Source organism: Ruegeria sp. HKCCA6707 (assembly GCF_013033515.1).
In the GTDB taxonomy this organism is placed as follows: Bacteria; Pseudomonadota; Alphaproteobacteria; order Rhodobacterales; family Rhodobacteraceae; genus Ruegeria.
Window position 1 is genome coordinate 59,778 of the sequence record NZ_WQEG01000008.1, and the last position, 22,146, is coordinate 81,923.

General features: G+C 57.4%; 17 protein-coding genes. 10 read left to right on the forward strand and 7 right to left on the reverse strand.

Going from position 1 to position 22,146, the window contains the following annotated elements; translation table 11 throughout:
• Positions 1–41 precede the first annotated feature (41 nt).
• The gene (locus GOW40_RS17540; protein ID WP_171102164.1) at positions 42–992 is read left to right on the forward strand and encodes a glycosyltransferase family 2 protein; all 951 of its coding nucleotides are present in this window, start codon (positions 42–44) and stop codon (positions 990–992) included.
• On the opposite strand, the gene GOW40_RS17545 is transcribed toward GOW40_RS17540, so the two are convergent.
• The 7 genes from GOW40_RS17545 to GOW40_RS17575 form a co-directional block, all read right to left on the reverse strand.
• A complete protein-coding gene (locus tag GOW40_RS17545; RefSeq protein ID WP_171133172.1) occupies positions 989–1,381 on the reverse strand; it encodes a GtrA family protein in 393 nt (130 codons plus the stop codon). The genes GOW40_RS17540 and GOW40_RS17545 overlap by 4 nt on opposite strands.
• Entirely contained in the window at positions 1,371–2,288 is a 918-nt protein-coding gene (locus GOW40_RS17550; RefSeq protein ID WP_171133171.1) for an NAD(P)-dependent oxidoreductase, read from the reverse strand. The genes GOW40_RS17545 and GOW40_RS17550 overlap by 11 nt, the downstream gene beginning before the upstream one ends.
• On the reverse strand, positions 2,285–3,526 hold the full coding sequence (locus tag GOW40_RS17555) for a class I SAM-dependent methyltransferase (protein ID WP_171133170.1): 1,242 nt from the start codon (positions 3,524–3,526) through the stop codon (positions 2,285–2,287). Before GOW40_RS17555 ends, GOW40_RS17550 begins: the two co-directional genes overlap by 4 nt.
• Positions 3,526–4,617 carry a CDP-glucose 4,6-dehydratase gene (rfbG, locus tag GOW40_RS17560; protein WP_171133169.1) on the reverse strand — a complete coding sequence of 364 codons (1,092 nt, stop codon included), beginning with the start codon at positions 4,615–4,617 and terminating at the stop codon, positions 3,526–3,528. The genes GOW40_RS17555 and rfbG overlap by 1 nt, the downstream gene beginning before the upstream one ends.
• A 2-nt stretch (positions 4,618–4,619) precedes the next feature.
• Positions 4,620–5,393: a glucose-1-phosphate cytidylyltransferase gene (rfbF, locus tag GOW40_RS17565; protein ID WP_171133168.1), complete on the reverse strand. Its 774-nt coding sequence runs from the start codon at positions 5,391–5,393 to the stop codon at positions 4,620–4,622.
• A 295-nt stretch (positions 5,394–5,688) separates the two neighbouring features.
• Positions 5,689–7,740 carry a radical SAM protein gene (locus tag GOW40_RS17570; protein ID WP_171133167.1) on the reverse strand — a complete coding sequence of 684 codons (2,052 nt, stop codon included), beginning with the start codon at positions 7,738–7,740 and terminating at the stop codon, positions 5,689–5,691.
• 71 nt (positions 7,741–7,811) lie between these two features.
• Positions 7,812–9,134 carry a Rieske 2Fe-2S domain-containing protein gene (locus GOW40_RS17575; RefSeq protein ID WP_171133166.1) on the reverse strand — a complete coding sequence of 441 codons (1,323 nt, stop codon included), beginning with the start codon at positions 9,132–9,134 and terminating at the stop codon, positions 7,812–7,814.
• 325 nt (positions 9,135–9,459) lie between these two features.
• Between GOW40_RS17575 and GOW40_RS17580 the strand changes: the two genes are divergently transcribed.
• The 9 genes from GOW40_RS17580 to GOW40_RS17620 all read left to right on the forward strand — a co-directional run bounded on the left by GOW40_RS17580 (position 9,460) and on the right by GOW40_RS17620 (position 22,144).
• A complete protein-coding gene (locus GOW40_RS17580; protein ID WP_171133165.1) occupies positions 9,460–10,503 on the forward strand; it encodes a hypothetical protein in 1,044 nt (347 codons plus the stop codon).
• Positions 10,500–11,273: an NAD(P)-dependent oxidoreductase gene (locus GOW40_RS17585; protein WP_171133164.1), complete on the forward strand. Its 774-nt coding sequence runs from the start codon at positions 10,500–10,502 to the stop codon at positions 11,271–11,273. Before GOW40_RS17580 ends, GOW40_RS17585 begins: the two co-directional genes overlap by 4 nt.
• On the forward strand, positions 11,270–12,082 hold the full coding sequence (locus GOW40_RS17590; protein WP_171133163.1) for a sugar phosphate isomerase/epimerase: 813 nt from the start codon (positions 11,270–11,272) through the stop codon (positions 12,080–12,082). The genes GOW40_RS17585 and GOW40_RS17590 overlap by 4 nt, the downstream gene beginning before the upstream one ends.
• Positions 12,079–13,212, forward strand: coding sequence for an FAD-binding oxidoreductase (locus GOW40_RS17595; protein WP_171133162.1), 1,134 nt, complete (start codon positions 12,079–12,081; stop codon positions 13,210–13,212). Before GOW40_RS17590 ends, GOW40_RS17595 begins: the two co-directional genes overlap by 4 nt.
• Positions 13,209–13,643: a GtrA family protein gene (locus tag GOW40_RS17600; protein WP_171133161.1), complete on the forward strand. Its 435-nt coding sequence runs from the start codon at positions 13,209–13,211 to the stop codon at positions 13,641–13,643. The genes GOW40_RS17595 and GOW40_RS17600 overlap by 4 nt, the downstream gene beginning before the upstream one ends.
• Positions 13,643–15,502, forward strand: coding sequence for a hypothetical protein (locus GOW40_RS17605; RefSeq protein WP_171133160.1), 1,860 nt, complete (start codon positions 13,643–13,645; stop codon positions 15,500–15,502). The genes GOW40_RS17600 and GOW40_RS17605 overlap by 1 nt, the downstream gene beginning before the upstream one ends.
• The gene (locus GOW40_RS17610) at positions 15,495–16,229 is read left to right on the forward strand and encodes a glycosyltransferase family 2 protein (protein WP_171133159.1); all 735 of its coding nucleotides are present in this window, start codon (positions 15,495–15,497) and stop codon (positions 16,227–16,229) included. Before GOW40_RS17605 ends, GOW40_RS17610 begins: the two co-directional genes overlap by 8 nt.
• Before the next feature lie 5 nt (positions 16,230–16,234).
• Positions 16,235–17,440: a glycosyltransferase family 4 protein gene (locus GOW40_RS17615; protein WP_171133158.1), complete on the forward strand. Its 1,206-nt coding sequence runs from the start codon at positions 16,235–16,237 to the stop codon at positions 17,438–17,440.
• 231 nt (positions 17,441–17,671) lie between these two features.
• Complete coding sequence (locus GOW40_RS17620) at positions 17,672–22,144, forward strand: MupA/Atu3671 family FMN-dependent luciferase-like monooxygenase (RefSeq protein WP_171133157.1); 4,473 nt, start codon at positions 17,672–17,674, stop codon at positions 22,142–22,144.
• Positions 22,145–22,146 lie beyond the last annotated feature (2 nt).

The window sequence follows — 22,146 nt, forward strand, 5'->3', positions numbered from 1 at the left end:
ACGCAGTTTCTGGGCCCGATTTGACGAGTAAGTTCATTGACATGAAGACGATTTCGATAGTCTCCCCCGCCTATAATGAAGAAGAGAATGTAGAACGCTGCTACAGCGTAGTGCGTGATCTGTTCGAGGCCGAATTGCCCGGTTATAAGCGCGAGCATATCTTTGTCGACAACGCGTCCGAGGATGAAACGGTTGAAATCCTGCGGGGGCTTGCAGCCAAGGACCCGGCCGTCAAAGTAGTGGTCAATGCGCGAAACTTTGGTGTGTTCCGGTCGGTTTTCAACGGTTTAAAATACGCCAAAGGCGATGCGGTTCTGGTCATGCTGCCGGTTGATCTGCAAGATCCGCCCGAGTTATTGCCCGAATTCGTCAAGCTTTGGGAAAACGGATATGAGGTTGTAGCAGGCGCGCGCACGGTGCGCGAAGAAAGCTTTGCCATGCGCTCGGTTCGCAAGGCGTTTTACTGGATCGTCAATCGTTTGTCGGATTTTGAGATCACGCAGAATGTGGGCGAGTTCCAGTTGCTGGATCGCAAGGTGATGGATGCGCTGATGGCGCATGAGGATCAATATCCCTATATTCGTGGCATGATCGCTTCGCTTGGGTTCAAGCGCATCATTGTGCCATATGTCTGGAAAGAGCGTAAACGCGGCCTGTCCAAACACAATCTGCCGATGCTTGTAGATCAGGCGCTGAACGGCATTTTTTCGTTCACCCGCGCGCCCATGCGGTTTTGCACCATCGTGGGCCTGTTCATCTCGATCTTCTGTATCGCCTTCGCGCTTCTGAACGTGATCTTGTTCCTTCTGAACCCCGAACTTGCCCCCCGCGGGGTAACCACGATCATCACGGCGCTGTTTTTCCTGTCGGGCATACAGATGTTCTTTATCGGGATGCTTGGCGAATACGTGACCTCGATCCACAACCAGGTCCGTCGCGGGCCCATCGTGGTGGAACGCGAGCGGATCAATTTGGATGACGACGTCAGCTAGCTTTTGGTGAACGGGAACCGCCCGGTCAGAACTTTGCCAATCAGCAAAAAGGACAGCACTGCCGCTGCGGGCGCCATAATCGCTTGTGCCAGATAGGGCGACAGGCCGGTGCCCAGGGCAAGCTGCAAGCCAAACGCGTTGAACAGGTAGATCACGCCGTAACATAGCGCATAGGCGGGGAACCTTTTGAATCCTTGCGCGGTTTCGGAAAAAACCAGTTTGGCGTGGGTGAAAAAGTTCCACAACACACCCAAGAAGAACGCCAGCGCCAGTGCGGGTTGCGGTGGCAGGCCCAGAAACACCAAAGCGGCGTAGATCAGGTAACCGACCAGAGTGTTCAGCAACCCGACCAACACGAAATGAATAAACCTGCGCGAGTCACTGCGCATCTTTGACATCCTTCGGCAGCAGATTTTGACGTTGCAGACAGTCCTTCAGACCGTCGCGCAGAGAATATCGCGGGCTCCACCCGATGCTGTTAAGCTTTGTCGTATCTGCGCAAATCACCTCCGGGTCCAAGACGGGCCGAGACCGTGCGCCGAGCCGGATCAGATCGGGACGGCCAAGCAGCGTAGCGGTTCCTATGATCAGGTCTTTCACTGGCTTAGCAGTGCCCGAGCCGATATTGACCGCACCGCCAAGCTGACTGTCCAGCACTGTGGCCAGAGCTTCGCCAAGATCACTTGCATAGAGAAAATCACGTCGCTGTAGGCCATCGGTACAGTCAACGGGTTCTGCGTTTACAATACCTTGGGTGATATCGCTCAGCAAGCGGCCAGGGGCCTCATTCGGGCCGTAACAAAAGAAGATCCGTGCCCAGCTGAGGGTGAGGCCAAGGTCTTTTTGCGCCGCAGTCAGCAGTTCTCCGGTATGGGCTTTGGCTTTGCCGTAAAGGCTGGCCGGAGCCAATGCGCTGTCCTCGCGCAAAACACCCGTGTCGCCCAATGCCTCTGGCGACCAGTCATATTCGGCACAGCTGCCCGCACACAGCACGCGTTGGCCCCCCGATGCTGCGAACTGGCGCACCAGATCAATCGTGGCTGCCGCCCAATCCAGGTTTTCAGGCGCGTGCCAGCGGTCTTTGGGGTCGTCGTGCCAGGCCAGATGCATCAGATACGAGGCCTCTGCCGCGCGGATTGCATCCCGGCGCTGCGCCTCATCCAACAGATCAGCCTGAATATCGTTTCCCGCACCGCGTCCCAAGGTGACAGTCTGAAAGCCGCGCTGCTCCAGAGCCCGATGCGCATGGGGGCCGATCAACCCCCCTGCCCCCGTCATCAGGACGCGGGGTTTCATCGCGAGAAGATTTCCAGTGATGGGATCGGCACCACAAACTGCGTGCCCTGTTCGGCCAGATCACTCAGTTGCTCAGCAATTTCATCGCGCAGGTTCCAGGGCAGGATCAGCACGAAATCGGGCCGCTCTTCGCGCAGGCGCTCAACCGGGCTGACCGGGATATGAGAGCCCGGCAGCAGTTTGTTCTGCTTGGCTGGGTTGCGATCGACACAATAGAGGATGTCGTCTGAGGTGATGCCGCAATAGTTCAGCAAGGTGTTGCCCTTGGCGGCTGCGCCATAGGCGGCAATGCTGCGCTTGCCCTGTTTGGCCGCACGCATGAAGGTCAACAGGTTCTGCCGGATCTCGCGGACCTTGTCATCGAACCCGTCATAGCCTTTGGGATTGTCCAGATTGGCCTGACGCTCTTTTTTGCGCATCCCTTCCACGATGGGCCGTTCGGTGCGGTCGGCCTCTTGCTGGCAGATATACAAACGCAGTGATCCGCCATGGGTGGGCAAAGTCTCAAGGTCGAAGACCCGCAGCCCGGCGGCAGCAAAGATAGTCTCAAGCGTAAGCAGGGACAGATATGTGTAGTGCTCGTGATAGATGGTATCGAACTGGACCTTTTCGATCAGGTTCAACAGATGCGGAAATTCAACCGTCCAAACGGCGTTGTCGTCCAGCAAAGTGGCGATACCACCAACAAAATCGTTGATGTCAGGCACATGCGCCAGCACGTTTGCCGAGGCCACCAATGACGGGCGCAACCCTTCGGCCACCAGTTGCTTGGCCAAGGCGCTGTCGAAATATTCGATCCGCGTTGGCACGCCCTTTTCGATGGCGGCGTTAGCGACCCCAGCTGCGGGTTCGATCCCCAGCACGGGAATGCCACGTTCCACAAAATATTGCAGCAAATAGCCATCATTCGACGCGATTTCGATGACCAGATCATCGCTGTCCAGCTTCAGCTGATTGGTGATAGTATCCACGTAATTGCGGCAATGGGCCAGCCAGCTTTCCGAGAAGCTGGAGAAATAGGCATAATCTTCGGAAAAGATATCCCCCGCCGGAACCGCATCTTCGACCTGAACCAGAAAGCACTTATCACAAACGCGGACATGCAATTCGTATTCAGGGCATTTGACCCCTGCATTTTCGGGTTTGACATACGAGTTTGCCAGCGGAGACATCCCCAGATCGACCAGAGTACGGGTCAACGGCGCGTGGCAATGGCGGCAAGTCGGGGACGTTTGCATTATACTTTCGAACCTCTGTTCTGGTAATCGTTAATCTGCGACAGGCAGAGCGCAGTGACGTCATCGCCCCGCGACCAACCCGCGTACCAATCCGCAACCATGCGTATCGTTTCTTCAAAATTCAATTTGGGCGCCCAGCCGATCTGACGGGCGCGGCTGCTATCCAGCCGGAGCGTGGTGGATTCGTAAGGCGCATCCTCGGGCATATCGATCTCGATCCGCCCTTGCCCCAAGGCACTTGTCAAAGCCTGCGCCACATCGATGACTGGTCGCTCATCCGATTGATCCGGGCCGAAATTCCACCCGCTGTCATGCCCGTCATGCTGGGCATAAAGCCCTTCGGCCAGCATCAGATAACCGCGCAGCGGCTCCAACACGTGCTGCCATGGGCGCACGGCGTTGGGCGAGCGGATCTCGACACGGCCTTCATCGCCCAGACACCCCCGAATGATATCGGGGACCAAGCGATCTTCCGACCAATCCCCCCCGCCAATCACGTTACCCGCACGGGCCGAGGCGATCCGACAGGGATGGCCACCTTGCGCGTAGGGAGCAAAGAAACTGTGGCGCATCGCTTGCGTGGCCAATTCGGTACAACCTTTTGACCCTGAATAGGGGTCGAGGCCCCCCATCGGGTCGGTTTCGACAAAACTGCGACCGTCCTCGCGGTTCTCATAACATTTGTCCGAACTTACGATGACGCAGGCCTGCACAGTCTTTGCCGCTGCGATGGCCTCAAGCAAATGCACAGTGCCCATGACATTGGTGGCAAAGGTTCCGGCTGGGTCCTGATAAGACCGACGCACAAGGGACTGAGCGGCCAGATGCAAGACGATATCCGGCTTGGTGCCCTGCACCACATTGATCAAAGCGGATCTGTCGCGGATATCGATCTGGTGGTGTTCAACATCGCTCTGACCGCTCAAATCCCACAGGTTGGGTGTGCTGTCAGGCAGAAGGCTTACGCCGGTGACCTCAGCCCCCATTTGATTTAACCAAAGTGTCAGCCATGCGCCTTTGAAACCGGTATGTCCGGTCACCAGCACGCGTTTGCCTGTCCAGAAATTCGGGTTCACGTCGCGGGGTTGCATCGTCAGTCCCAGATCTTCCAGGGTGCCTTGCCGGAATCCCACAGTTCTTCAAGTTCTTCGCGTTCTCGGATCGTATCCATCGGTTGCCAAAACCCGGGATGGGCATAAGCACGCAAATGGTCATCTTCGGCCAGTTTTTGCAACGGCCCCTGCTCCCAGATCGTGCGATCCCCGTCGAGATATGCACCCACTTCGGGCGACAGCACGAAGAACCCACCATTGATCAATCCGCCATCGCCAAGCGGTTTTTCCGAGAAATCCATGACTTTGTCACCTTGGGTGATCAATTGTCCAAAGCGGCGCGGTGGCGGAACGGCCGTCACGGTCGCGCGTTTGCCATGGGCTTTGTGAAACGCAATTAGGCTTGAGATGTCTACGTCACCAACACCGTCCCCATAGGTCAGGCAGAAGGCTTCCTCGTCCTTGAGCAAGGGCAGAACACGGCGCAGACGGCCCCCGGTCATGCTATTGGCGCCGGTGTCTATCATTGTGACCCGCCAAGGTTCGGATGCGCTGTGGCTAAGCTCTATCTCACCCGTCGACAGATCGACGGAGACGTCGGACATGTGCAGGACGTAATTGGCGAAATACTCTTTGATCACATAGCCTTTGTAACCAAGGCAAACGATGAAATCAGTGATGCCATGCGCGGCATAGATCTTCATGATGTGCCACAGGATGGGACGGCCACCGATTTCGACCATGGGTTTGGGAATGCGCACGGTTTCCTCGGCAAGGCGAGTGCCAAGGCCACCGGCTAGAATGACGCATTTCATGAAAACCCTCTCTTACTTTTTAACACTTTAACCCGGCTAGAGCCGTCACGTAATGGCGGCACCTTAACCCAACGTCGGATATGAGGAAATGACGAGCTGACCTGTCGGTGAAATTGGATCAAAATTTTTGACAATAGCTATGCGGATCGGAGTTTGTTGTGCGAAACGCAGGTAGAAAAGGCAAGGAAATCAGCACTTCAGAGCAATACCGAAACGTAGACCGAAGGCTTTGGCAAGCCTTCAGCTCCACTGCCTGCTGATTCTTTACTGGCCGCTGACGCCAGGCCGGATCGCGTCAGTGAACCCTGTCTGAAACCCCACTGCTCGCGGCTTCGGGCGTGATCACCATCCGACGGAAATCCCGCGCGAACATGGTCCGCGTGAACCGCCCCAGACCTGTCGGGTGCTCACCAAAAGTTTCAAGGCGCGACAGAAGCACCGATTTGATGCGCGGGTCGACCTGGGTGTCAAAGCCCATTTCCTGATCGAACCGGAACGCATCCAGCGGCGTGTCGAAATCACTGTTCTGCCAAGCCTCAATATCGTACCAGGTAGACCAGATCGGTGTATCCTCAAGGCTTTCTGCAAAAGGCACACTCAGCATGGTCGAGCGGTAATAGCTGATAATGCTGTAGAGCTGCGTCAGCGCATCACTATCGTCAGTCGGAAGCAGTTCGGCAATCGCACGATGCAGGAAGTCGAGCGCCTCTTCCACGATGATGAAACGGCCGATCATGGCGTATTTCGACAGAAGGTTACCACCCAGATCGCCCGAGATCAGAGCATCATAGTTCTCTTTGGCCCACTCCACACATTCGTCGCGGGTTTCGAACAGCTCTGACTGATTTTCGGTAAGGTAATCGTCGATCGCTTTCTGGAACCCTTCAGGCGCCTGATCCAAAAGCTCCTGCATTTTTCGGACCACCAGATAGGGGCGAATGCCCTGCGCGCGGCAGAACCGGAACGCCTCTTCGAAATTTCCTTCGTAATAGAAAATCGTCAGAAGCAGGTGGAACACGCGGGTGTCCAGATAATCCTGGAACGAGAAGCTTTCGCTTTCGACAACCATCTCTTCGGTTTCGACCACTGTATTGCCGGTATAACGGCCCAGGCAGCGGGCCACCACGCGGTGCCGGGTCTTGAAGCCGAACTTTTCGCGCGAATCCGGATTGGACAGAGGCGCGCCATGCAGCAGCATCAACTGATGCGCCGCAACGCGGCTGACACCGGTTTCTATCAACTGGTCCACCGCATCCATGAAGCTGGCCTTGGTTTCGCCGGGCATACACAGGATCAGTTCTCCATAGGATTGCATCCCTTTTGCATGCAGGTCCTGTTGAATTTCGGCGTAGGTCTCCAGCTTGATATTGTCGCGTTTGATGTTCTTCAGCACGGTTGGGTTCAGAGATTGAACCGATGACGTCATCGGCAAGCGCCCACGGGCCTTGTTCATCACCTTAAGGATGCGATCCCCGCGGTTTTTCCCGGTGGTGGTGCGGATGTATTTGGGCCAGTCATATTCATCCATCAGACCGCCGAGATAATCGGCAACCTCTTCATCCTGCACATACATTCCGAAATTGTCATCGGCAAAACACAGCGGGCTGGACCGGTCGATACGGCTGACCAGATAGTCCAGATCCGCCTTGGTACGTTCAAACGAATGACGGAACACTTTCGAGTTGGATTTGACGGCCGAGTTGCAGAAGGTGCAGGTGAACGGGCATCCTCGGGCAAGCTGCATCAGGGCAAAAAGCCCGGTGTCAAAGAACTTGTCCATATAGCCTGCCAGATAAGGCGACGGGATCTCATCGAGATCGCGAATGCGGGGCACCTCGGCGCCGCGTACCACAGCGCCTGTTGCACGATCATACCAAAGCGCGCCGTCGATGGGTTCTGCCTGCGCCGCCTTCAGGTCTTGATCACAATCGATATAGCGCTGAACGGTATTGAGGAAGGCGCGCTCGCCTTCATAGGTGGGCCCGCGCACATGGATGTCGATCTGCGGCATGGTGCGGATCCAGTCATCCTGTTCATCATGGGTCAGCGGAAAGTTTGGTCCGCCCATCAGCGTAAGTGTCTCTGGCGCGCGGGCTTTGACGTAATGCGCAAATTCCTCGGCCAGACGGTGGTTCCAGGAATAGCTGGAAAAGCCCACGATATCCGGTATTCCACGATCAAGAGCATCCTTGAACTCCGACGGGTTGCGGAAGATCTCGACCGTTACCGGTGTTCGGCTTTTTGCGTAAGCCGTTACATATGTCGCCAGGTTACCAACCCCCAATGGGTAAGTATCCGAAGTTTCGGTGACCAGGTTATGTCCTAGGTCGGCCAAAAAAATTTTCATCTGCAATCCTCTCAATGAGTGGAAGCAGCAGGCAGCGTCTCGTGCCGTCTTTTTTGTTTTTTTATGCTAAATTATGAGGTGGCTGCCGCCTCCGTAAACTGTTCGATCTCACTATCCTCGTTTGTTTTGATTTCAGATTTTGGGTCAATGATGATGGTGTCGCCGTCGATATGGCAGGCGACGCGTTTCAGCTTTGGCAAAGTTTCGCAGGCGGATTTACCTGTCTTTGCCTTGAAGGGCAGGTTGTGCCAGGGGCACACCACACTGTCGCCATCGACCCAGCCATTGGCTAGATCACCACCCGCATGGGGGCAGCGCCGTGTCAGCGCAACAACGTTGCCTTCGGACAGATGAGCCACGCAAAGCGCAGCAGATGCGCCACGTACCGTTCCCGGTGGCACCTCGGACAGGGGAACCTCAATACCGCGGTCGGTCTTTGTTCCGATGGCTTCGGCTGGATTTGGCTCGGGGTTTTCGGGCGCCATTGAGGGGATCAACTTGTTGCGCGCCCGCAGCGCAAGGCTGGTGACATAGCTGGATTGCAGCTTTGCCGGCCACTCTGCCAACGGGTTCAGCGCGCCAGAGCCGCTCCAGCCGGAATAGACGTAATTGTGGTGGTGCAGCTGCGGAAAGACCGGACGGTCGACAGACAGGCGGCAGGAAATGGCAAAGCGCGTTTCATTCGTGCGGTTCAGCTCGGATCCATGCACGTGATCGGTGTGGAAAATGACCACATCGCCGGGATGCAGGTCAAAGGTCCAGGTTTTGTGCAGCTTCTCACCATCAGAGATATTGCCGGAGGTTTCGAACTTGTATTCGCCAACATAGTCGTCGGGATAGATGGTCAACCCGTTGCCGGGTCGGATGCGGCCCATTGCAAACCAAAGGTTCATCCCGTTCGATGGGCAATCCAGCCAGCTGTCGCGGTGCGGACCATGTGCCGCGATTTTGCCCTGACCATAGGTTTTGGCGAATTTGTTGAACTCGTCCTTGTGGCTGCGGGCAATGTCATAAGGAATATGGAACCGTACATTGGGTGCGCGTTCGTAAAAGAAGGTTTCCACATCCGGAAAAGTGCCCTTCATGAAACGATCAAGAAAATCATGGGTCAACGGCTCGATCTCGGCATAGACCGCGTCGGTCACCTTGGGGATATCAATCGGCGAGACCCATTCGTGAATGCGGTGAAACCCGTCGCGTTCGGCGCGGTCTGCGGCTTCTTTGCCGACAGAAGCAGTTATCCCGCGGATCGTCGCTTCGTGCCACATGTCATAGAGACCAAATGCCTGCAGGGCCTGACGGAAAACGTATACTTCGCCATCCAGGACCTTTTGCTGCATTCCCGACCGGTTCAGGCCTTCGCCCTGATCAAAACGCAGATCGTGGTACCCCATAACACTTTCACCTTTCAATGCACTCGAAATCGAATCAACCAAACGCCGCACCATCTAAATGAACAGCGATGGCATCCTTGTTATCTTAACATGTTTTTGCACGAAAAAACCCATTTCATGCAATTCCCTTCCCCGACTCCGGGTATCTTTTCGGCATTCTTGAGCCTCAAATCCGGCTCAGATACATAATTGTTGCACAACAAGAGACAATTTCGCGGCAGGTTGCTGTGGCATTGGCAAAGCTCTTCGGAAGTTTCTAAGCTTTGTGCATAACCGGATTGCGATTGCAGTTAAGATTTTTTGGATTGAGTACGCGGGACAAGACATGACCCAGATTGGCCAAACCGGTCCGGACACGGCTGCACGAAAACCGGCTTACGAACAGCTTTGCCGAGACAATCTTGTTTCGCTGATCTTGGTGGGCGAAGGCGACACTGCCGTCGACGAACATGGGTTGCGATCGATATCGCGCTTTGCCAATGCGCGCTTCGACTATCATGAGCTGATCATTATCGCCTCGGACCGTGCGCCGGATTGGGACAATCGGTTGCGGCAGATCGGTCAGGAAATCGAACATCTGCGTGTGCTGAGCGTTGACCGTCAAAGCGACTATGAAGACATGGTCATTCACGCCATGCACCACGCCATCGGCGATTACATCCTGTGCATGGCCCCGGACGCTGCTTCCGAGGCCGAGTTGGACCAACTGCTCGACCATATCGCCGGGGGTGAGTTTGATGTGGTCAAAGCTGTCTTTGACCCCGCACAGATCCGGCGGCGCGACCGTGTGACTGCCAGTGTGATGGCAGGGGTCATGCGGTTAGTTACCGGCCAACAGATCGAATCCTTTCAAGCCCGCGCTTTTGTGCTGACCCGCACCGCCATGTCGCGGTTGGAACAGATGGGTGATATCCTCAAGTTTTTCCGCATCCTGGATCTGTCTGCGCATCTGTCGCAGAAACGGGTCTTTGTCTCGCGCCCGCCCCGCCGCCGTTTTCTGGCAGGGTTCAGCGACAAGGCGCGGCTGAGCGCCGAGCTGGTCTCGCTGTCCTCTGAACGGCTGGTACGCAGCTTTGCGCTGGTCTGCCTGTGCCTGTCGCTGCTCAGCATTCTGGCCACGCTCGGGGCGATCATCACGCGCTTGGTTTTGCAAGATGTGGCCCCCGGCTGGGCCTCGCTTGCGGTGCTGTTCTCGGCCTTGTTTGCCGCGAATTTTGGCGTGTTGTCTGCGATCTGCCTTGGACTGCTGCAATTGCTGAGACAGGGCCGACGTCGGCGCGAAAGGGATTTGGTTTCGGAAATCAGTGGCGGTGACCTCTATCACGTCAGCGCCGCGTTGAACGTAGAAGGATCGGACGAGAGCAAATGACACATGCTTTGATCGGTCATACCGGTTTTGTCGGCGGCACGCTTTGGGGCACAGGCCGCTATGACGTTGGTTTCAACTCCAAGAATTTCCGAGACATGGAAGGCCAGAGCTTTGACACAGTGACCTGCGCCGGGGTGCAGGCGCAGAAATGGTGGGCAAACCAGAACCCTCAAGCCGATTGGGACGGCATAGCGCCGCTTTTGGACTTGTTGGGCACGGTCAAGACGCGCCGTATGATCCTGATCTCTTCGGTGGATGTCTATCAGACACCAGTGGGCGTTGACGAAAACAGCCCCACGCCCGTGGACGGGCACCATCCTTACGGGCTGCATCGTTTGCAGGTCGAAGACCGCCTGAACGCCCTGTTCGACGATTGTCGTATTATCCGCCTGCCCGGTCTTTACGGCGCAGGTCTGAAAAAGAACCTGATCTTTGACACGCTGATGGCGCGGGACCTGTCCGGCTTTGACGCAAGATCCGAGTTTCAGTTCTATCACCTGAAACGGCTTCAATCCGATATCGACCGCCTGTGCGAGACGGGTATTCACAAGCTGAATTTGGCGACCGAGCCGGTGTCAGTGAAAGACGTCATTCACAGCATCAACGGGCAATCCCACACGCTGGAGCTGTCGCGCCCGCCAGTGGAATATGACATGCGCACGTGCCACGGGGGTATCTGGGGCCAAGACGAGCCATATCTGGTCTCGGCTAAAGATTGTCTGGCCGATATCGCCGCATTTGCGGATGAGTGGCGGCGCGAACACCCATGAAACTTGCGGTTTCGAACATCGCTTGGACGGCAGAAGAGGATGCCGTGATCGCCCAGCATCTGCGGGATGCAGGGGTGGATGCGCTAGAAGTCGCGCCGTCGCGGGTGTTTGCCGATGTTGCCGCGGCCACTTCTGAGGATGCGCTTGCGGTTAAGGCGGACTGGGCCGCAGAGGGCCTGCCGATCGTGTCCATGCAGGCACTTTTGTTTGGGCAGCCCGACCTGCGCTTGTTCGGTACCGCCCGGGATCAGGACGCTTTTGTAGATTATCTGGCGCATGTCATGGCACGCGCTGGCGAGTTGGGCTGTGGCCCGCTGGTCTTTGGCTCTCCGGGCAATCGCAAGCGTGGGGGGCTGAGCCTGGATCAAGCCTATGACGCAGCGCTACCGGTGCTGCGCAGAGTTGCAGAGATCGCCGCTGAAACAGGCACGTATTTCTGTCTTGAAGCCAACGCCACAGGATATGGCTGTGATTTCATGACGCAACTATCAGAGGCCGCCGAGATGGTGCGGCGCGTTGATCATCCCAACATGCGGATGGTTCTGGACACTGGTAATATGCTGATGGCCGGTGAAGACGTAACTGCCGTTGAACCGGTCCTGCCGTTGGTTCAGCACGTCCATTTCAGCGCCCCGCAACTGGCCCCGATTGCAGAGCATGCCGCCTTTCTGCGTCAGGTTCTGAGCGGCCTGAAAACTGCAGGTTATGCTGGTTATGTCACGCTTGAGATGCGTAAAACAGACAGCCTGACGCCTTTGCTGGAAAACCTGGCGTTCCTGCGCTGGGAACTGGATGAGGCTATGGCATGACGCAACTGCCTCAGTCGGCGGATGTCATCATCATTGGTGGCGGGTTCTATGGGGCTTGTCTGGCCTTGTTCTATCGCTCCGTCGCTGAAAATATCGTGGTGCTTGAGGAACGCGGAGGTCTGCTGGAGCGCGCCTCTTACGTCAATCAGGCGCGCATTCACACCGGGTTCCACTATCCCAGAAACTTCAAGACCGCGCGCCGGTCGCTGTCTTTGTATCAGCGGTTCATTGCGGATTTTCCGTCAGCCGTATTTGGCGATTTCACCATGCTCTATGCCGTCGCGCGGCATGGTTCACGCGTGACGCCGCAGCGATTTGAGAAGATGTTTACCGATCTGGGCGCACCGATTGAGCGGGCCAATCCGACAGAGGTCGCGCTGTTCAATCCCGCTGAGGTCGCGCAGGTCTGGCGCTGTCAGGAATATGCGTTCAACGCAGCGGCTTTGCGCAAGGATCTGGAACACCGTCTGGCACAACAGGGTGTCTCGGTGGCGATCGGGGCCAAGGTTGTCGCGGTCACCCCGGACGGCCCTGATGCGCCGATCCGCGTTGCTGTGGACGGCCATGGAGAGATCCGCGCGCCAATCGTCATTGATGCCACCTATGGTCATCTGGCAGGCCAAAGCGACAGCGGCAACAGGCTGGGCTTCAAATACGAACTGGCGGAGGTTGCCCTGATCGACCCGCCTGCGGCGCTGAAGGGCGTGGGCGTCACCATGATGGATGGTCCGTTCTTTTCCACCATGCCCTTTCCGGCCGAGGATGCCTATTCCCTGACCCATGTGCGCTATACCCCGCATCGCGCCTGGTTGGCCGGGCAGGCGCCTCAAGCGGCGGCGTGCAAAAGCCACTGGATGCATATGTTGCGCGACGCCAGCCGTTACCTGCCCTCTCTGACAGGGGCCACATGGCGCAAGTCTTTGTATGAAACAAAGACGGTTCTGCTGCGTAATGAACGCGATGACGGGCGTCCGATCCTGCTGGACCGAGACACGCGCCATCCGGGTCTGATGATGGTCATGGGGGGCAAGATCGACAATATTTATGACCTGTTCGAGCGTCTGCAAAGCGACGGTGGGCTGGCCCAAAACGCCCATACCGGGTTCATCGAGCGGGGTGGCGTGGCATGATCAAACCCTCGGAAATCGGTCAGATGGCCCGGTTCCTGACCACCGCAGCCGGCGGGTTGGTTCTGGATCTGGCGGTCGCCAGCTCGATGATCCTGATCTGGGCCTTCAGCGACCCTGTCGCCGCGTTTGTTGGCCTTGGCTGCGGCATGGTCTTTAATTACTTCGTTCACCTCAGCTGGACCTTCAAAGATCAGAACAAACGGGCCTCATTCGGTCATTTCCTTCGTTTTGCAGTGGGTGTCGGCGTGGTGCTGGTGTTCCGCATTGGGCTTTTGTGGGCGATGGAGGCCTACGGGATGCAGGCCTATCTGCACCCCACCATCCGATTGGGCATCGCCGCAGGCCTGTCTTTTGTCTTCAGCTATTTGATTTGCAGCCGGCTTATTTTCAGAAACCAGTCCGCAAACCCAGATACCGAGGGGCTTTATTGATGCGCGCTGCGATGCAATTGATTTTGGCGCTTGGTTCTCTGGCAATCCTGATCGGGATGTTGGCTGTGGGCCCCAGATTGCTCCCCCCGGATCCAACGCTGCCAAATGTTGCTGCGATGCAGGGGTATAATATTGGACTGGCCTGGATATTGATCTTTGTCTGGGCGGTTTTGGTGATCTTGCTAACCAGCCTGCCCGCCCGGACCCATGCGGTTGAGGCCCAAGCCACGCAAAGGCCCGTTTCGCTTGTGCAGGCTTGGGTAGAGCGTCTGGTGGTTACCCTGCCCCTTCTCGTTTTCTATTGGCCTTCGGCCATTGCGCGTTTTGGCCCGCATATCGAAGACAGTTACTTCATCGCCGCGTTGCACCGGATATCCTGCGGGCAACTCCCTTATCAGGATTTCGAGTTCCTCTATGGCCCTTTGATGCTGATCCCGGCCGCGATGCTGATAGGCGACGATTTCTCACCGCTTGGCTATTACTGGATTTATCTGGGTCTACAGGCGGCGTTGCTGATCATCGTCATGGCGGTGCTTCAGCGGCTGATTCCGCAGACCGGCAAGCGCTGGCTGGCATTTGTCTTGCTGCTGCCCTTCTGGGTCGATGTCTTGCTTGGGCTGAACTGGATCGCGTGGCGTTATCTGCCCGCCATTCTGGCCATTGTCCTTGTTGCACATGCGCCCAGAAAACCGGCAATGCTGGCGCTTGTTGCGGTTCTTCTGGGGATCGGTGCCGGGTATTCGCATGAATATGCGATAGCAGGTCTGGTTGCTGCCATTGCCATTCTGGTGCTCGATGGCTGGGACCAGCCGCGCGCTTTGGCTCTGCGGGTATTGGGGCTGACCGCCCTGACAATTGTCATTTGGTTGCTGATTGTGTCCTGGGCGCTTGGCGGCACTCTTGCACCCTATTTCACCCAAACCTTGCAGGTGATGTCTCGTGCCAGCGCCGAGGGTCTGGGTCAGTTTTCCTTTGGGTGGAGCCTACATAGCCTCGCCTTGTTCGGCCTTCTGGCGGCGGCCTGTGTGGCGGCGGGGTCGGGCGTGCGGCGACTGGCGGGCACGCACGCAACCGAAGGGGATCTGATGTTGATGGGTTCGGGCGTATTTGCTGTGATCACGCTCAAGATTGCGCTGCAACGGGCCGATTTTCTACACCTCGCCGTGCCGTTTGTGCCTTTGATCCTGGTCTGGCTTGCGGGCCAACAGACCGCTTTGTTTCGCGTATCCCTGCCGCTCAGACGGTTTGGGGTTGCGATGATTGCATTGGCGGCCTGCGCGCAATTGGCGGGTCATGCGCCTCTGGGCCGCTGGGTTCTGTTCAGCAACCTGCGGGGGCTGTTCCATGAGGTGACAGGCCGCGACACCGCAGGCGCGATTGAGGCGCGCGGACCATCGACACAGGCGTTCCGCACCAAGGCGCAACCAGCGCGTGTTGATATGGCCGCCCGCCTCGCCGCGCCGGATTTGGCTGGGCGGCCTGTGATCTTCTATGGCAATCTTTGGAAAATGGCGGCCGAAACAGGCACTTGCCCGGCAGGATTTTCGTTTTATGACATCCTATATACCGACCCGTTTAACCCGCTGTCCCAGACCGCCCGTGCAGAGGGCACAATTATTGTCGCTCGCGCAGATGACCTAGCGGACTTGACAGCAGAGACCGGGACAGAGCCCAAGACACAGGTCGCCAAATCAGGGCTTTTGCCTTGGATTATCGGCGACGTCGCCTCACAATCAAAACTGGAAAACCAAATCGAGTTTCGCATGTGGCAACAGGCTTTGGGGGTGGATCTGGTAGAGGACTTCGAATTGTTCGACCAGTCAGGGCCTTACGTTTTGATGGAGCAAAAAGATGACTAATCAATTGCTCTTTTCCATCATCATGCCTGCCTATAACGAAGAGGACGTGATCGAAGATACGATCCGCGATCTGTGTGAGCATCTGAACACGACCGAGTTCCACTATGAGTTGATCGTCGTCGATGATGCCAGTTCGGATGCCACCGCCGAAATTCTGAAGAAGCTGGTTTGGGATTATCCGAACCTGCGCAATATCCACAATGCAGGCCCGAACGGGTACGGATTTGCGATCCGCAAGGGGCTTGAGGTGTATAAGGGCGATGCTGCGGTTGTTGTCACCTCGGACGGGGCCGATGCGCCGCAAGATGTGGCGGCCTATTTCAAATGCATCGCGGATGGGGCCGATTGCGCCTTTGGCGCACGGTTTGGGCCGGATAGCACCGTGGTGGGCTATCCACCCGTCAAACGCATAATCAACCGGGTTACAAATACGCTGATCGGCTGGATGGTTCGCGCGCCCTACCGGGATTTCACCAACGGGTTCAAATGCTATCGTCGTGCAGTAATCGACGACATGCAGCCGCTGGTGGCCGGTCAGTTCAACATCACGATCGAAATGTCTCTTAAGGCTGTTCTGGGCGGTTGGAACTATTCGGTTGTCCCCAACGATTGGCGGCAGAGGGATGGCGGGGAGTCCAGTTTTAGCATTCTCAAGCTGATCCGCCCGTATGGGGCCACTCTGCTGTATTGCCTGCTGCGCAATTACCTTATGTCTGTGCGTCGGTAACTGCCATGAAACCTTTGCGAATTGCCATGGTCACAACGTTTTACCCGCCCTTCAATTTCGGCGGTGACGGGATTTATGTGCAGCGTTTGGCCCGTGCGCTGGCCGCGCGGGGGCATCATGTCGAGGTTATTCACGACACTGACGGGTTCCGCCAGCTGTCAGGCCGCACCCCCGATCTGCCATCAGAGGATGGGGTGATTGTGCACCGTCTGGGCTCGCGCTTTCCGATGCTTGGCGCTTTGGCTGTGCAGCAGACCGGCCAGCCACTGTCGCATAGACGCGCCTTGCAAGAGCTTTTGACGGACCGGTTTGACGTCATCCACTACCATAACATCTCGCTGATCGGCGGGCCTGGGATCTGGAAGATTGGCACCGGGATCAAGCTGCATACCGCACATGAGCACTGGATGGTTTGCCCCTCGCATATATTGTGGCGCGACAACCGTGAGATCTGTGACGAAAGGCGTTGCCTGCGTTGCGTGCTGCGCCACAAGCGACCGCCGCAGCTGTGGCGCGCGACCGACCTTGTGGCGCGCGAGGCGCGCCATGTGGACGCGTTTTTGATGCTCAGCCAGTCTTGCCTGGACAACCATCGCCGCTTTGGGTTCACAGCGCCTGCGCAAGTGATCCCCTCGTTCTTGCCTGACGCGCCCGAACTGCCCGAGCAACCCTCGATCCACCCGCGCCCGTTTTTCTTTTTCGCCGGTCGATTGGAGGTGATCAAAGGTTTGCAGGACGTCATCCCCGCCTTTGACGACCGATTGAATGCCGATCTGCTGATTGCAGGCGATGGCGAATATGAACCTGAACTGCGCCGTCTGGCCGAAGGGAAATCCAACGTGCATTTCCTGGGTAGACTACCGCCCGAAGATCTGCGGCGATACTATCGCGACGCACTGGCCGCTATTACACCTTCGCGTTGCTATGAGGTCTTCCCGCTGGTTGTGCTTGAGGCGTTTCGCGACGGCACGCCGATCATCGCCCGCGATCTTGGTCCCTATCCGGAGATTGTTCATCACACCGGGGGTGGGGCTCTGTTTCGATCAACCGATGAGCTTGCGAAAATCCTGCGGCAATTTGCGGATGATCCCGCCCTGTCAGCCAAATTGGGGCAGAAAGCGCTTCGGGGATTTGATGAAAACTGGCGAGAAGACGTTGCCCTGACGGCCTATTTTGAAATCATCGAAAATCTGAGAGAACAGCGATCTTGAAGACGCTTTTGGGTTGAACGGCCCATCTGAGCCCGTATGATCAAAACTTAATATCTTATTTAAACCCTCAGCTATTTTCATTCCAGTGTTGCGAACATATCATTATCCACCTGAAAGGCCCAGTTTGTGGGGGCGACTCCCTATTGTTGACAAATTTGTCCCGCATGTTTCGGGGCATTCCGGTGGGGTGAAGATTCTTCGGTGGTTAGTGAGTTGAAGGGAGAGAGTTCGGTGAAGGCCATTTTCTGTGGCAATGAAGCGCTGCTGCTACAATCTGCGCAGGTTTTTCTGGATCGCGGCGGCGAAATTTCGGGTGTTCTATCGCGGGATCCAAGGGTTGTGTCTTGGGCGGTTGAACGGGATTTGCCGGTCTTTGCAAGCGACCAAGAGGCGGTCCAATCCGCGGCGCAATGTGATTTTCTGTTCAGCATTGCCAATACACAGATACTGTCCGCAGATCTGATTGAATTGCCTCGGCTTGCTGCGATCAACCTGCATGATGGACCCCTGCCTGCCAGAATTGGTGTCAACGTTCCGGTCTGGTCGATCTATGAAGGGCAGACGGCCCACGCAATCACCTGGCATGCGATGCAGCCGGGTTTGGCGCCGACGCGTGCCTATCTGATCCGCGAGTTCGACATTGCCCCGGAAGATACCGCCTTCAGCCTAAATGCGCGCTGTTATGAAATAGCGCTTGAGACCTTTCCGCAGCTTTTGACTCTGTTAGAGCAGACCCCGGAGCCCGCGATCATTTTAGCAGGTACGGGTCAACGCTATAATCATACGAAGCGCCCGGCCCATGACGGGCAGCTTGATCTGCAACTGTCCGCGTCGGACCTGATGCGCCAGATCCGTGCTCTGGACCATGGGTCTTACAAGAACCCGATGGCTTTGCCCAAGCTTTGGACCGGACAGCAGGTTTTGATGATCCGTTCTGCCAAGTTGTCCGGTGCAGCGAGTGGTGTTCCCGGTCAGTTGATCGAGGTCACAGGCGACACAATCACCGTGTCCTGCCAGGATAGCGATCTGGTTTTGCACGGCCTGCAAGACGCAAACGGGAACGCGCCCAAAGGGCTTGAGCAGGGGCATATCCTGCCTCCTCCTCTGAATGTTGATATCGGCCTGTCAGAAGGCAGCGCCAAGCAAGAGGGCAACTGGGCCGCGGCTCTACTGTCTGCAAAACCCGCTATTCCGCCCTATCCGCGCAACACGATGCGCAACGATGCGGTACAGCAGCGGATTTTGGTGGACATTCCCGCCAAAGCCGATGCGATGCAGCTTACAGCAGCTTGGCTTGCGTGGAATGCGGGCTTGAACGGTGCGCAAAACGCTTCGATCTCTGTCCTGTCCACGCCGGGTTCGGCGCTGTTTGCGGGCGACCGCCCGATGGGACTGGACATCGATCCCGAGCAGCAAGTGGAGCAGTTTCTGGCGCAGGCCAGGGCCGAATGGGAGCGTGTGACCCAAGCCAGCCCCATGGCGGTCGACCTTCCCTTGCGGATGGGTGCGCAGCGCGATCAGGCGTTGAATGCCCTGTCCGTCGCTGTCGATCTGCGCACCAGTCCAGCGACGACCACACAGGACTTTGTGCTGATCCCCGCCGAAGGAGATCTACCCGCCAAGCTGAGTGTATCCCCTGCCCTGATGACTGATGCGGTGGTGCAGGCCATCGCGCGTGATTTCGCGGCGTTCTTGCAATCGATGCTGGACAGGCCCGAGGCCGCTCTGGGCGATTTGCCACTGGGCACGCCCACTATCGCCGCGCGCTCGGATGAGGCATCAGATGGCGTGGCCAGCGTCCATGCCGCTTTCAGACGTCAGGTCGTGGACACCCCGGATGCCACTGCCCTTGAGGTCGAAGACCGCCGGTTCACTTATCGCCAGCTTGATGCAGACTCGGATGCTTTGGCTCGCGTCTTGCAAGCGCGCGGGGCGCAGCCGGGGCAGATTGTCGGCCTGTGTCTGGAGCGCAGCGCCGATCTGGTGGTTGCGATGCTGGCCATCCTCAAGACCGGTGCCGCCTATCTGCCGCTGGATCCGTCTTACCCCGAAGACCGTATCACCTATATGATCGAAGACAGCGCGGCTGGGCTGATCGTCTCAAGCCCTTCTGCGGCGGCGCGCCTTGCCCTGCCCCCTCAGATCACCGTTATGGCGTCGGAACGTGATCAAAGCGGCGCGCCGCTTCCTGATCTTGGAGCCGAAAACGATCTGATGAACCTGATCTATACGTCAGGATCCACAGGTCGGCCCAAAGGGGTGATGATCCCGCATCGCTCTGTTCTGAATTTCATGGCCGGTATGGATGACGAAGTGCCACTGCGCGCCGGATCCCGTTTGTTCGGTGTAACCTCGGTATCCTTCGACATCTCTGTGCTCGAGATTTTCTGGATCCTGTCGCGCGGCGCCACGTTGGTGTTGCAAACCGATGGGGCTAGCGAAACCGTCCTTCCCGATTTCTCATTGTTTTACTTCGCGTCCGAGGCCTCGGGAACCGGCCATCACGCCTATCGCCTGTTGATCGAAGGGGCCAAATTTGCTGATCAGAACGGGTTCAAGGCGGTCTGGACACCGGAACGGCATTTCCACGCCTTTGGCGGGCTCTATCCTAACCCGGCTATTGCTGCGGCCACCTTGGCGGGTATCACCAGCAATATTGAATTGCGCGCAGGCTCTGCCGTGTTGCCCCTGCACCATCCCGTGCAAGTGGCCGAAGATTGGGCGCTGGTTGATAACCTGTCGAACGGGCGCGCGGGCATTGCTTTGGCGTCAGGTTGGCAGCCCAATGACTTTGTTTTGAACCCATCAGCCTTTGCCAGGCGCAAAGAGGTGATGATCGAAGGCATCGATACGCTGCGCGCCCTCTGGAAAGGCGAAGAGCGCAGCTTTCCGGGACATGACGACAAACCGGTTTCGCTGGAAATTCACCCGCGCCCGGTGCGTGGGGACATACCGCTTTGGCTGACCGCTGCGGGCAATCCCGAAACCTTTGCTGCAGCGGCCCAAGCTGGGTGCGGGGTTCTGACCCACCTTCTGGGGCAAAGCTTTGACGAGGTGGCGGAAAAGATCCGTGCCTATCGGCTCGCCTGGCGCGCTGCCGGGCATCCCGGAAACGGACATGTTGTGTTGATGCTGCACACTTTTGTTTCAGACGACGACGAGAAAGTGCGCACCCAAGCCCGCGAGCCGATGAAGCAATATCTGCGCTCTTCCGTGGATCTGCTGAAGAAGGCCGCATGGACCTCGCCCCTGATGGCGGAACGGTCGCGCGAGTCGGGCATGAACCCGCAAGAGATGTTCGAAAAGCAGGAACTCAGCGAGGATGAGCTGGACGCGCTGCTGGATCATGCGTTCGAGCGGTATTACCACAGCTCGGGCCTGTTCGGCACGCCCGACAGCGCTGGTGACATGGTGCGTCAGCTGGCGCAGGTCGGTGTGGATGAAATCGCCTGCCTGATCGACTTCGGGATCGACACCGATGTGGTCATGGAAAACCTGCCCCATATCAAAGCGTTGATGGACAACCTTACGCAACAGGGCGGCGTCGATCGCAAGGCCACCGTGGCCGAAGAGATCATCGCCAAGGAAATCACCCACCTGCAATGCACGCCTCCCATGGCCTCGTTGTTGGCCGCTGATGGTGTCGGACGGCAGGCTTTGGGGCAGCTGGATGTGATGATGGTTGGCGGAGAAGCCTTTCCACCCGATCTGGCGCGCGGCATCCGCGACGCTATGGCTAAGGACGGGCTGTTGCTGAACATGTATGGCCCCACCGAGGCGACGATCTGGTCGTCAGTCGCGCGGCTGGATGACCCGCAAGCGCTGATCCCGCTGGGCGACCCGATCCGCAACACGACACTTTCGATCCGTTCGGACACCGGGCGCGAACTGCCCGATCTGGTCGAGGGTGAGCTTTGGATTGGCGGTGAAGGCGTTGCTAACGGCTATTGGAAGCGCCCCGACCTGACAGCCGAACGCTTTGTCTCAGCCGCTGGTCAGAAATTCTATCGCACCGGAGACCTGGTGCGGCGGGGTGCGTCCGGTCAGTTGGAATTCCTGGGCCGCAAGGACAATCAGGTCAAAATCCGTGGCTATCGGATGGAGCTGGGTGAGATCGAAGGCGCGCTTGGTGCTGTTGCTGGTGTGCGGCAGGCCGTGGTCAAAGCGGTTGAGTTCGGACCGGGCGATATCCGGCTTGTGGGCTATGTCACCGCCAGCGGACCGGCACCTGACCCAGCGGCCTTGGGCACAGCCTTGGCACAGGAGCTGCCCGATTTCATGGTGCCCAGCCAATTCATGGTCATGGCGGATTTCCCGCTGACCCCAAATGGAAAGATCGACCGCAAAGCGTTGCCCAAACCGGTACTGGAACAGGTTGAGGACGGCGCATCCGCCGCCACCGAATTTGAGGCGGGAATTGCAGAAATCTGGGCCGAAGCACTGGATGTGCCAAGCGTCCCGGTCACGGTGAACTTCTTTGATCTGGGTGGGCACTCGTTGTTGGTGGTGCAATTGCGACGCAGGTTGAAAGACAAATTGGGCCTGGATGTTGCTGTGACCGATATTTTCCGCTTTCCAACTGTACGAGGGCTGGCTGAGCATTTGGGGCAATCTGGGACGGACACAGGCAACCAACCCAGCAAAGCTGCAAGCCGAGGGGCTGCGCGCGCGCGGGCCCGTCTGGCCTACACGAAACGACGCTGAGG

What these genes read in the sequence shown, in the direction of transcription:
- GOW40_RS17600 (WP_171133161.1), top strand. Translation starts at nt 13,209, where the DNA reads ATGATCAAACCCTCGGAAATCGGTCAGATGGCCCGGTTCCTGACCACC.
- GOW40_RS17545 (WP_171133172.1), bottom strand. Translation starts at nt 1,381, where the DNA reads ATGCGCAGTGACTCGCGCAGGTTTATTCATTTCGTGTTGGTCGGGTTG.
- GOW40_RS17595 (WP_171133162.1), top strand. Translation starts at nt 12,079, where the DNA reads ATGACGCAACTGCCTCAGTCGGCGGATGTCATCATCATTGGTGGCGGG.
- GOW40_RS17605 (WP_171133160.1), top strand. Translation starts at nt 13,643, where the DNA reads ATGCGCGCTGCGATGCAATTGATTTTGGCGCTTGGTTCTCTGGCAATC.
- GOW40_RS17570 (WP_171133167.1), bottom strand. Translation starts at nt 7,740, where the DNA reads ATGAAAATTTTTTTGGCCGACCTAGGACATAACCTGGTCACCGAAACT.
- GOW40_RS17550 (WP_171133171.1), bottom strand. Translation starts at nt 2,288, where the DNA reads ATGAAACCCCGCGTCCTGATGACGGGGGCAGGGGGGTTGATCGGCCCC.
- GOW40_RS17555 (WP_171133170.1), bottom strand. Translation starts at nt 3,526, where the DNA reads ATGCAAACGTCCCCGACTTGCCGCCATTGCCACGCGCCGTTGACCCGT.
- rfbG (WP_171133169.1), bottom strand. Translation starts at nt 4,617, where the DNA reads ATGCAACCCCGCGACGTGAACCCGAATTTCTGGACAGGCAAACGCGTG.
- rfbF (WP_171133168.1), bottom strand. Translation starts at nt 5,393, where the DNA reads ATGAAATGCGTCATTCTAGCCGGTGGCCTTGGCACTCGCCTTGCCGAG.
- GOW40_RS17615 (WP_171133158.1), top strand. Translation starts at nt 16,235, where the DNA reads ATGAAACCTTTGCGAATTGCCATGGTCACAACGTTTTACCCGCCCTTC.
- GOW40_RS17575 (WP_171133166.1), bottom strand. Translation starts at nt 9,134, where the DNA reads ATGGGGTACCACGATCTGCGTTTTGATCAGGGCGAAGGCCTGAACCGG.
- GOW40_RS17540 (WP_171102164.1), top strand. Translation starts at nt 42, where the DNA reads ATGAAGACGATTTCGATAGTCTCCCCCGCCTATAATGAAGAAGAGAAT.
- GOW40_RS17610 (WP_171133159.1), top strand. Translation starts at nt 15,495, where the DNA reads ATGACTAATCAATTGCTCTTTTCCATCATCATGCCTGCCTATAACGAA.
- GOW40_RS17585 (WP_171133164.1), top strand. Translation starts at nt 10,500, where the DNA reads ATGACACATGCTTTGATCGGTCATACCGGTTTTGTCGGCGGCACGCTT.
- GOW40_RS17590 (WP_171133163.1), top strand. Translation starts at nt 11,270, where the DNA reads ATGAAACTTGCGGTTTCGAACATCGCTTGGACGGCAGAAGAGGATGCC.
- GOW40_RS17580 (WP_171133165.1), top strand. Translation starts at nt 9,460, where the DNA reads ATGACCCAGATTGGCCAAACCGGTCCGGACACGGCTGCACGAAAACCG.